Source organism: Actinosynnema sp. NPDC037264, assembly GCF_055603705.1.
Genome location: NZ_JBVJVK010000078.1, coordinates 25,102 through 35,873 on the forward strand (window position 1 = coordinate 25,102; position 10,772 = coordinate 35,873).

The 10,772-nt window shown below is 67.0% G+C and carries 12 protein-coding genes; 8 read left to right on the forward strand and 4 right to left on the reverse strand.

Going from position 1 to position 10,772, the window contains the following annotated elements:
• Positions 1–37 precede the first annotated feature (37 nt).
• Complete coding sequence (locus tag ACZ7GX_RS41275; protein WP_498785511.1) at positions 38–1,006, reverse strand: hypothetical protein; 969 nt, start codon at positions 1,004–1,006, stop codon at positions 38–40.
• Between the two features lie 217 nt (positions 1,007–1,223).
• On the opposite strand from ACZ7GX_RS41275, the gene ACZ7GX_RS41280 reads away from it, so the two are divergent.
• The 7 genes from ACZ7GX_RS41280 (at position 1,224) to ACZ7GX_RS41310 (ending at position 8,432) form a co-directional block, all read left to right on the forward strand.
• Complete coding sequence (locus tag ACZ7GX_RS41280) at positions 1,224–1,670, forward strand: hypothetical protein (protein WP_498785513.1); 447 nt, start codon at positions 1,224–1,226, stop codon at positions 1,668–1,670.
• A 234-nt stretch (positions 1,671–1,904) separates the two neighbouring features.
• Positions 1,905–2,648, forward strand: coding sequence for a hypothetical protein (locus tag ACZ7GX_RS41285; RefSeq protein WP_498785515.1), 744 nt, complete (start codon positions 1,905–1,907; stop codon positions 2,646–2,648).
• Positions 2,649–2,851: 203 nt separating this feature from the next.
• Positions 2,852–4,234: a phosphorothioated DNA-binding restriction endonuclease family protein gene (locus tag ACZ7GX_RS41290; protein WP_498785532.1), complete on the forward strand. Its 1,383-nt coding sequence runs from the start codon at positions 2,852–2,854 to the stop codon at positions 4,232–4,234.
• A 191-nt stretch (positions 4,235–4,425) separates the two neighbouring features.
• On the forward strand, positions 4,426–6,183 hold the full coding sequence (locus ACZ7GX_RS41295; protein WP_498785517.1) for a hypothetical protein: 1,758 nt from the start codon (positions 4,426–4,428) through the stop codon (positions 6,181–6,183).
• A gap of 511 nt (positions 6,184–6,694) precedes the next feature.
• Complete coding sequence (locus ACZ7GX_RS41300) at positions 6,695–7,057, forward strand: hypothetical protein (RefSeq protein WP_498785518.1); 363 nt, start codon at positions 6,695–6,697, stop codon at positions 7,055–7,057.
• Complete coding sequence (locus ACZ7GX_RS41305) at positions 7,054–8,211, forward strand: hypothetical protein (protein ID WP_498785520.1); 1,158 nt, start codon at positions 7,054–7,056, stop codon at positions 8,209–8,211. The genes ACZ7GX_RS41300 and ACZ7GX_RS41305 overlap by 4 nt, the downstream gene beginning before the upstream one ends.
• Positions 8,208–8,432, forward strand: a complete 225-nt coding sequence (locus ACZ7GX_RS41310) for a hypothetical protein (RefSeq protein ID WP_498785522.1) — start codon at positions 8,208–8,210, stop codon at positions 8,430–8,432. Before ACZ7GX_RS41305 ends, ACZ7GX_RS41310 begins: the two co-directional genes overlap by 4 nt.
• 22 nt (positions 8,433–8,454) lie before the next feature.
• Here ACZ7GX_RS41310 and ACZ7GX_RS41315 read toward each other — a convergent pair whose 3' ends face one another.
• Positions 8,455–8,793, reverse strand: a complete 339-nt coding sequence (locus tag ACZ7GX_RS41315) for an immunity protein CdiI family protein (RefSeq protein ID WP_498785524.1) — start codon at positions 8,791–8,793, stop codon at positions 8,455–8,457.
• Between the two features lie 412 nt (positions 8,794–9,205).
• Between ACZ7GX_RS41315 and ACZ7GX_RS41320 the strand changes: the two genes are divergently transcribed.
• Positions 9,206–9,331 (forward strand): hypothetical protein, encoded by a 126-nt coding sequence (locus ACZ7GX_RS41320; protein ID WP_498785526.1) that lies wholly within the window; start codon positions 9,206–9,208, stop codon positions 9,329–9,331.
• A gap of 112 nt (positions 9,332–9,443) precedes the next feature.
• Here ACZ7GX_RS41320 and ACZ7GX_RS41325 read toward each other — a convergent pair whose 3' ends face one another.
• Positions 9,444–9,578 carry a hypothetical protein gene (locus ACZ7GX_RS41325; protein WP_498785528.1) on the reverse strand — a complete coding sequence of 45 codons (135 nt, stop codon included), beginning with the start codon at positions 9,576–9,578 and terminating at the stop codon, positions 9,444–9,446.
• A 489-nt stretch (positions 9,579–10,067) separates the two neighbouring features.
• A complete protein-coding gene (locus ACZ7GX_RS41330; protein WP_498785530.1) occupies positions 10,068–10,490 on the reverse strand; it encodes a hypothetical protein in 423 nt (140 codons plus the stop codon).
• Positions 10,491–10,772 lie beyond the last annotated feature (282 nt).

The window sequence follows — 10,772 nt, forward strand, 5'->3', positions numbered from 1 at the left end:
ACGTCGTTCGATCCCGCCCGGGCGCCGAGAAGTCCGGCTACAGGTTCTCGGTGACCCAGGGACCGCAATCGTCCTCCCGGAAGACGGGCTTGCGATCGACCACCTCGCCTACGCAGACCCGCAAGTCGACCCGCCGCGCGGTGTCCAGCCAGGGCAGGTCGATCGTCTTGGGCGGTATCGGCCTTCCGTCCTTGATCTTCCCGGTCCGACCCGCGGAGTTGGGCCAGGTCCCGGCCTCGGCCCCATCGGCGCGGACGGTGAGGATGACCGAGCAGCCGTCGCCGAGGTCGTCGGTCAGCACGACTTGGCGTTGGTCCACGACCAGTTCCGCACGGCCCGCGCCGCCGGGGGCATAGGCCGTGGGTCGCGGGGATGCCGAGGCGGACGGCGCGAGGAAGCTGGACGAAGCGGGCGGACGGCACGGCACACCGTCCTCCGCGTTCTTCGTCGGCCCGGTGCTCGCACCACGTTCGGCACCCGACCCGGTGCCGGCGGTGGTCGACCCGCCCTGTTCCCCGGACAAGGCGAAAACGACCACCAACGTGATCACCGCGGCGACCGCCGCACCGCCCGTGAGCCATCCACCGATACGCCTGCCACGGGACAGCACCGACCCTGCCGCGGCCGCACTCGTCGTCGCCGCAGTACCCGTCGTCTCTTGCCGCAATGCGCCGGTCTCCGCCTGCGCGTCCGCGTCCACGTCCGGCATCGCACTCGCAGACCGACCGGATAACCGCCTGGCGGTATTCGCGCGGTCGAGCAGGCCCACCCAGTCGCATTGGCGTTCCGCGCCGAGCACACGCATCACCACCAGGAGCTTGTCAGGCGCCCTGGGCAGCCGCCGATTGCTGACCCATTCCCTGACACTGGATTCGGAGACCTCGACGTCGTACTTCTCCAGCGCGTCTTTCGAGATGCGCTTGAAGGACGGACTGCCCGCACGCCGGAACGCGCGGTCGAACTCGTCCCAGAATTCCTGCTCCGCGTGGTCGCCGTCGCCGGTCACTCCGCCATTGTGCTCCCGCGGGCACGTGAGGGGTCCTCAGGGGCGCGAGTCGCGTGTGAGTCGTTTCCGACCAGGCCCGATGCCGTGTCGACTGGTCGCGCACGGCCCGTGGAAGCGACTCAGGAGGAGTTGAGGACGGATGCGAGTCCGACGTGTCACCCGGTTGCGAACGGCGGCCCTGACCGCGATAGCGGCCACAGCGCTCACGATCCTGGGGGTGAGCCCCGCCGACGCGTCCGCCGACAGGTGCGGCGGGACCCCGATCGCCGTGGCCGAAACCGAACGTGACGCCAACATCGTCGGCAAGTACACCTATTACCTGCACGTGAAATCCGAGCTCTACCGGTGCGGCGGATATGTGCACGCCCACCACTACGTGTACCTCGACGCCAGTCGGATGCCGCTGGGCACCACCGTGCGGGTGTTCCTCTCGACCCGCCGCAGCGACGGCAAGTGGCACGGCGGCACCACCACGATGGCCTCGTCGCAGAACGTCAGCGCCCAAGGCTTCAAACAAGTCCGCGGCGTGGGCGGCGGGCTGTCGGTGACCCACGTCCGACTGGGCCACTTCGCCGAACCCGGCCAAACCGTGATCACCCCCTCGTCGACCAGGACCGCCCGCTACGTGCCCTGGTCCGGCCCGGAAGCAAGCCCTCGGCGCTGACCGGGACGAGCCCACCACGTCCGACCTGACCACCGCCGGGGCACGTCGCCGTAGTTGACGCTGTGCATCAGTGACGCACTAGGGTGCCTGCCGTTCCAGCGCGTTCAGGCGTGATCCACGCCGGAGACAGGCCGGGTCCTGCCGCACGATCGGCCCACGGTCGGCGGCAGGCCCGGCCACCCGTTCACGAAGAGCCGTCCCGCACACGGCCGGCATCGACAGAAAGAGGCCACGGTGCACGTATACCTGGCGTCAGTCGCCTTCCTGTTACGGCGCATCAAGGAGTTGCTGACCCCGCACTTCCGTTACGGCACGGGCGATCCTCGGATCACGCGCCTGGAACAGGCTCGGACGGCGGGCGGTCTCGTGATCACCTTCGCGGTCCTGATCGCCTACGAGCAGACCGGCTACGACGCCGTCATGGGCTCACTGGGCAACGTGATGGTCAACGCCGCGATGGCCATGCCGGCCCTGGTGATCGGCATCGGCATCCTGCTCATCACCACCGCCGCACCCGACCGACCGCGCCTCGTGCGGGCCATGCGCCGCCCCGCGCTCACCCTGCTGGCGTGCCTGGCGGCCGGCCTCGCGTTCGACTTCGTCCTGGGCAACTACAAATCCACTCCGGGCAGCGCGATGACCACCATCGTCACCCTCGCCATCATCCTGGCGCTGCTGCTGTACGTCATGCCGGCAATCCTCTGGACCGCCTACTGGAGCTACCGCTACTGGTTCAACGCCGCCGACGGCCACCCCCTCCTGCCCGCCGTGTGCTCGATCGTCTACAGCCTCGGCATCCTCGGCTACCACACCTACCTGCTCGCCGCCGGCAACCTCGAACCCCGCATCCCCGGCCCACTGGCCCTGCTCTTCACCTTCGGCTCACCGCTCGCCGTGATCACCCTGGCCATCCTGGAAATCAACCTCTCCCACCGAACCGGAACCACCCTGCGCACCCTCCCACCGGCCCAACCCTGACCCCACACCCACCAACCGGCGACCGCCAATCCGCCATAACAGCGGCACAGGGCAGGCCGTGCTCGGTCCGGTCGACGCAACAACACGGACCGCGAGCGCTGTTCACGATCACGACGCCTGTCCAGAACGACCTTCCTTTTCCTATGCTGCCGTCACTGGAGGTCGGAGGTGCACGAGTGGTGACAGGTGGCGAACTGGTGGCGATGGTTGAGCGATTAGCTCCAGCCGGCGCGTCCGTGCGACCGGTGCGGCATCAAGGAATATTGTTGTTGTGGGCGATCGGCAGAGCGGCTCAAGGGCTACCGCGGTTGACGCGTTGGGTCGATGCGCAGGAAGAGTTGCGGCCACTGCTCACCGCCCTCGGACGCGAGGGGAGTCGCCCGACGCCGCAGTACCCGTTCGTAGCGTTGGCCAAGACGCCGTGGTGGGAACTGCCCGAGGTACTCGAGGAAATCCCGCGTGCGCACGGTTCGGCTCCGCTGAAGTGGTTGAACGAGCGCAACCCGCGGGGTGGGCTTCCCCAGGAGGTCTACGACCTGCTCGCTACCGACGTGGATGCCCGCGACGCTGTCGTCCAGGCGTTGCTCCACCGGTTCTTCCGCGACAGCCCGACGGCCGAAGCGCTGAGACTGACCGGCCTGGACGACACCGGTGCCGGCCCGGCGGAAACCCGAGCCGACGGTGTCGGGGCCGAGAACTCGTCGCGAAGCCCTGACGACGAGCGATCCGGTCTTCCTCCCGCATCGACGAACAGAACACACGAGGGGCGTCCCGATGTCGCCCTTGGTCCATTGGATGGTCCGGCCTCTCGAAGCGGTCCTCTGCTGGGCTTGCCGAAGGCCGCCGACCTGCTCAGAGACCTCATCGGGATCCAGCTCCGGACCGCGTCCGGCAAGTCGAACACCATCCTGCACGTGCGGGGTGACGACGTCGTCGTGAAAACGGAACGCTCGCCCGAGGGACGACCCGTACCGATGAGCGCCGTGCAGAAGGGGTTGGACCTGCTCGCCGCCCGGGGATCCGTGCGGGTTGCCCCCCACGAGTTGGGGCACCGAAGTTCGTTCGTGGGTGCTGTGCTGGCGGTTCTACCCGGTGCGCGGTTCACCGGCGAACCCGTGGTGGTGGTGCTCGACGAGCTGTCGGTCGACGACACCACTGGCGATCACCACAACGGCCCGCTCGACTCGGTTGCCCAGGTGAAGATCAGGCTGGAACAGAGGCGGTTGCGCAGCCTGCTCGCCAATCACCGGACCTCCGCGCGGTGCGCCCTCTGCGGCGAGCTGTTCCCACTGGACTTCCTCGTCGCCGCCCACATCAAGAAGCGGGCCTCGTGCACCGATGACGAACGCCGTGACCTCGACAACGTAGCGATGCTCGCCTGCACGTTCGGCTGCGACGCGCTCTACGAATCCGGCTGGATCACCGTCGACGACAACGGACTCGTCCGGACACGACCACCGGACGGAGTTCCGCAAGGCAGCATGCACGACCGTCTCACCCACCTGAGAGGCCGCCCCTGCACTGCCTACAGACCCTCATCAGCACCCTACTTCGCGTGGCACCGTACAACGATCTTCGAGGCCTGACGGTCTGACCGCACGGTCTTTCCGGTCCTGCGACGAATCACGCCGTTGCCCACCTCAGCGGTATCCGGCGCCACGCCCGGCAAGATCCGCCAACGCCCCGACACCACCAACCCCCAGGATTTGAGCCCTAGACTTCGCCAGTCAACGCCGACGAGGTCCGGCCGTTGCGCGCACCTGCGGGAGGAGATCGCATGCAGGACCCTTCGGAGTCGATGGAGATCGCGGAGCCCGAGGAGAGCAACCGGAGCGGTACCACCGACTTACCTGTGGTGGACGATCCGACGTCCGACTCGGACATCGACTCGACGACGACGTCGACGGTCCTGGTGGAGGTGCTCCCAGGGGTGGCCATCGTCGCCGGTGAGGTCCCGCCGGAGCTGAAGCCCGATCTGATCGACTTCGGCATCGTGCCGGCTGCCGACCGCAAGCAGATCTCAGCGATCCTCGCCTCGATCGGGAACGCGGCGACCGTGGTCGGCAATCTCGGGAACGCGTTCGCCGGCGTGCAAGGGCTCTACAAGATCGGCGCCGCGACGCAGACCCTGCTCAACAGCGGCGCGACGCTCGCCGTCAAGGACGGCGGGAACCTCGGAGCGGTGATGGTCCGCGGCCGCATCGTGGGTCAGGCCCGCTTCTACTCCGTGCATGCGGTGAGCAAGGCGCGGATCGCGGCCTCGCTCGGGCCGGCGCTGGCCATGGTCGGTCTTCAGCTGATGCTGAGTGAACTCTCGGGCCTCGTCAGGACCAACCTCGAGGTGACAACTCAGGTCCTCACCGCCATCCGCAAGGATCAGTGGGCCGAGCTGACAGGGCTCGTCGCCGCCATCGACCGCGCGGTCGGCCAGGCGCGGGAGATCGAGTCGGTCCCGACGTCCTTGTGGGATGACGTCGCGGGCAACGGAGCGCTGCTGCAGAAGCAGCTCGAGCTCTACCAGGGGAACGTCCGCGACCACGTCAGCCGGATCGGTCGGGCCGACGCACGCAACCACCGCGAGTATCTGCAGACGAACGCCGAGGCGATCGCCTTCGACGTCCACGCCCTCCTGTCCTCCCTCAACGCATGGACCGGGTATCACGCGCTTCGTGCCGCAAGGGCGAGAGCAGCTGGGCGCGAAGACGCCGCCGAGGCGCAGTACGCCGAGGTCATCGCGCGCGACACCCGCAAGGAGTTCGACTCCGCTCTCGCCGAGGCGACGAGCCTCGTCGACGCGCTGACGCGGGAGCTGCGGATCACCACCGAACTCCGCGACCCCGACACCTGGCCGCTCTTGGGGAAGCGGAAGGACGTGAAGGCAGCCCGCGAAGACGCCGCCCGGCTTCTGGAGGCGATCGAGCCTCTTGCCAACACGCTCCATCCACCCGCCCCTCCGCTCGAGGCTCCCGGCGTCGTCTGCGCACCCGAATCGCTGGATCCAGAGCCGTACCTCCGCATTCTGCGATGGCTCTTCGAGGACGGCGAGGCCCTACGTGTTCTCGGTTTCCCCGACCAGCTCGAAACCCTCGACCCAATCTCCGCGATCGTCGGCGGAGCGATGGACAAGCTGGCGGGAGCAATGGACAAGACCACGGCGAAGACACTGGTCGCCGTCACGGATCGCCGCATCGTCATCGCGAAGACGAATGCGTTCCTCGAGCAAGCCGAGATCCGTCAAGACATCCCGATCGACCAGGTGCGATACGTCCGAGCGAAAACTGCGCAGGACAGAAGCTCACGTTCGGCGATCGACCTCATCACACGCGACGAGAACATCCGATGGCTCTTCCACTCCGACATCGACAACACTCAAGTGAACGCACTCGCCGCCGTGCTTGCCGAGTCGATGACGATCCCGGACGCTGAACGCGAGGAGCTTCAAGGGCGGCGCTACGCCTCCATCGAGGCGGCCGAAGAGAGCAACAGCACCGGCACGAGCTCCACCGAACCGACTGCACCCGAGGCCACGACCTGACCAGCAACCCACACTCGGGATGCGCGGTTCAGCACACCCATCAGCCCAGGTCCCGCGAGACGATCCGTCGCAGCCGCTCGAACCGCACGGAACCAACGAACTACGTCCAATAACGTCGATCCATGCCAACTGGGGCCAAGTGGAGCCAACAAGCTGAGCCTTGCTCTGCCAGCACTGTTCCAAAAGTTCCCTGACCAGCTCAAACAGAGAATCAGCACGTCAGCCGGTGCCATTCACCGCCGTTCGAAGCCGTCACACGTCGTTCAACTCCGCCGGCTGCTCCAGATCTGCTCCGGATACCGCAGCATGAATAGCCGCAGAGGCCGAACTCACCTGTCGGACACGCGCCTCCGACGTGTGGTGCGGAACCTCGGCCAGAGGCTGTGTCCGGCTCGCTGTCGTAGCCACTCGGCCGCCCTCCACCGGCTCGGCGCTAGCCTCTCGTCTCGACCCGGCCGTGTCGGACTGCGATCGGGCCGACCACAGCGACTCCGACCGGAGGGGACGACGAGTGGCGAAACCCGCGAGGCGCGTGACCGGTCGTTGGCGGATCGTGGAGATGGACCAGTGGGACCAGGACGCCATCGGCCTCGTCGAGCCTGGGTTCATCGAGTTCACGCGAGACGGGACCGGTGAGTTCGGCTTCATCGCCGTCAACGGGTGGATGGACTGCCGCTGGAGCGAGCGCGAGGGTCGACCCTTCGTCGAGTTCACCTGGGAGGGCAACGACGAGATGGACCAGGCCAGTGGGCGCGGCTGGGCCGTCCTCGCCGAAGACGGCACGCTCACCGGGCACCTGTTCCTCCACCTGGGAGACGACTCCGCCTTCCGCGCCACACCGTTCCCCGAGACCAGGGCGCGAGGCGGGCGTTGAGCGAGTACCAGTACTACGAGTTCGTCGCGCTGGACCAGCCGCTCGACGCGCAGGCGCAGGCCGAGGTCCGCGCGCTGTCCACCCGTGCGCGGATCACCGCCACCGGCTTCGTCAACGAGTACGAGTGGGGCGTCTTCCGCGGCGACCCGAATCGGCTGGTGGAGCGCCACTACGACGCGCACCTCTACCTCGCCGACTGGGGAACCCGACGCCTCCTGCTGCGCCTGCCGCACACCCTGCTCGACCTGGACACGGTCGAGCCCTACCTCGTCGACGAACAGGTCGAAGCTTGGACCACGGACACCCATCTCATCCTGGACCTGCACAACCACGACGAAACCGGCGACTGGGACTTCGAACCACAGGGAGCACTGTCCGCCATCGTCGGCGTGCGGAACGAGCTCGCCGCCGGCGACCACCGCGCGCTATACCTGGCGTGGCTGGCCGGATACGGCACCTGGGAACGCGACGAGGACGCCCTCGACCGCGACGCCGACGACGACCTGGAACCACTCGTACCCGCCGGACTGCGCACACTCACCGCGGCACAACGCGCCCTGGCCGACTTCCTCCGCCTCGACGACGACCTGATCACAGTCGCCGCCGAAGCGAGCCCACTGCTCACCAGGACCGCCGACTACGCCGAACACCTCGCCGCCTGGGTGGCGCAGCTACCCGGCACCGAGAAGGATCGCCTGCTGCTACGCGTCGTCCAGGACCAGGCCACCACCGTCCGGGTGGAACTGCTGCGCCGGTTCCACGACCGCACCGCCCCGCCCACCACCGCACCACGGCGCACAGTGCGCGAACTCCTCGACGAGACGGCGCGCAGGCGCGCCGAACGGCAGCAACGGGAAAAGGCAAAACGCGCCGAGGAAAAAGCCCGCCACGAGCGCGATCGAGCCCTCGCCCGCGAGCAGCGGCTGGATGAGCTGGCGCAGGACGAGCAAGCCGCCTGGGCACGCGTCGACGCCCTGATCGCCACCCGCAAACCCGCCGACTACGACACCGCCGTCACCCTCCTGGTCGACCTACAAACCCTGGCCGACCGCGACAACCGACCGCACGACTTCACCCGACGCCACACAGCCCTCCGACAGGCGCACAAGAACAAGCCCAGCCTCATCGCCCGCCTGGCACGCGCGAACCTGTGACCGGACCGACCCGTCACCGGATCACCCGCCCCGACCGCCGACCGCCACCCGCGCTGAAGATCCTGGGCAAAGCCCATGTCCAGGAAGGTGACCGCGGGCAGGGCGTCGAACTCCAGGAGCATGCGCTGACGATCAAACGCGAGATCGGCGACCGCCGGGGCGAGGCGGTCAGGCCAACGCGTTCGGCCCGAGGCTCCGGTGCGAGCAACACCGTAGTGTGAATGGCGTCAACAGGTGCCAGCCTCAACCGCCGAACACGCGGTCTCCACGCGCGGTGTGGAACTCGACTCGCACACGCAGCGCTGCGGCAAACCGCTCAGCCAACCGCTCACCTCGCTCGTGCCACGCCGCCGTGGTCGCCTCGTCAGGAAAGCCCGAGCTCTCCGGGTCGCTGCGGTTGTACACGGTCTGGAACTCGTCGTCCCACGCGTCGATGGCCTTGGCCAAGTCTGCCGGTGCACCGAACTCGGCCACGAGTCGCTCGGCAGAGCAGTTGTCGGAGATCATTTCGTCCGCGGTACTGACCCAGAAGGGGAAGCACTCCCACTCGGGCGCCACTCGGACCGAGATCAGTCGGCTCATTCTCCCATCCTCGGTAGTTCGGATCCGCCTCCGCGCGCGGGTCGGGTCGCGCGTCCTTGAACGGTGTGGTCGCACTGTGGATGTTGGCGCCGACGATGAAGCCGTTGTCGCCCACCGATACTGCGATGTAGTGCGTCTGGCCACCGTACTGGACCTCGAAGATCGATCGTCCGGGCGGCTTGCCCTGGTAGTAGCCCGTGCACTTGCCTTCAGTGGCTGCTCGGTGCACCACCTCGGCGATCTTTTCCTCAGGGATCCCTGCGGCGGTGAACTCCTCCTTGTGCTTCATCACGTGCGCAAGGCCGGACTCCTTGTTGGTACGCGGGTTGCCCCCTCCTTCCTCCAAGAAAGACGACCTTCCCGTTGGAGTCCCTGCCGTTCTCGACGATCCAAGTAGGCTTTGCCTGGCCCAATGCCGCGTGTCCAGGTGACGGCGATCATGTGCAGTGCGCAGTTGACCGCGCGGTTGCCACCGCAGTTGAGGCGCACCTTCTCCGGCGTGCTGCCCGACCAGACCGGATCAGAGCGGTTCCCGTGAACCGGGCGTAGGAGGCCTTCGACCGGAAGCGGTGCGCGCCGGCGGTCCCGCCGAGAATCACGTCGGACAGCACCCCGCAGCCGGGGATGCGCAGCAGGCCGGGCGCCAGGGCTCACACCCGGTCGCGCAGCTCGCGCTCCAGAGCGTTGATCTGCACGGTCAGCTCCCGGCAGCGTGCCACCATCTCCCGGGCGATGCGCGCCACCAGGCCGTCGACGTCCCTCAGCCGGGCCGCCAGGTCGTCCATCACGCAAGGGCGGCGGGAGCTGTGCAGCACAGCTTCGTCGCAACGACAGCTTCTGGAACTGCTCGGTGACAGCGCGGGAGACGTCGTCGGCGATGGACTGGACACGGCACAGGACGCCTTGGCGTTGTGCACGGTGCCCGCCAGGCGACTGACGGTTCTGTAGCCGCCTTCGAGGATCTTGCCGACCTCGCCCCACGACACCAGGCCTGCGACGAGGCCGACACATCCTCGACCACGACACCCCCAGACTGCGCCGCGCCTGCATCCTCGGTGGACTCACCTGCGAGCGCAGTCACACCGCTCGACCAACCGCGATGACCATTCGAGCGGCACAGCTCGCCGAACCGATGATGCTGCAGCCATCCGGCAACGGATTAGCACTCGAGCGTCCGGACCGAAAGTTGGAGCAAAGTCTCAACCGCTCGGCCAGCACCGACGCGTCCGGACAACCAGGTCGTCACAGGAAGCACCCAGTCCACAATGACTCCTTCATTGCCGTACCGTCGGGTTGAACCGGACGCTGACTACACTCGCGTCGCCATCTTCGTCAACTTCGACACTCAACCGGTTTGACCCAGGTTTCACGTAGAAAACTGCGGTTATGTCCCCGTTTGGGTCATGAGCAACCACTTGACCGGATGGAACCTCGAAACTTCCTTGATAGACGCAGCTCAATGCTTCATCCGGTCCGCCACCGTCTGCAAATTTCACTTCTACGACGCCATCGACGGCGTTGAGTACAGCAAGGTAGATCGAGTCACGCTCCACATCGATGCCCGATGTCGACGGATCCCAGTGATCATGGGCCGAAACACTACCTCTATCCCGGATGATCAGAAGACCGTGAGAAAAACTCATGGTGAACGATCCCAGGACACGCTCATGCCGCTCACTGCTCGACGGAGAAGTCATACCACTCCCGGTTGATTCCGTTCACCACGCCCCCTTGGGTGCGGGCACACTGCTTACATTGAGGGTAGGAGGTGAATGACCCTCGGCGCCCGCATCGCCACCCGGTGCTGATGCGGCCGCGGACACGGTATTACCGGGCTGGCCGACAGCCTGACACCGCTCTCCTGCGAAGCAGACATGTCGCTACTGTCCTCCGCCGGAAATCCGCCTACAAAATCGGGCGATTGACTCCAGGATCTCCTCGGCGGTCTTGGTCCACAGGAACGGGCGGGGATTGGCGTT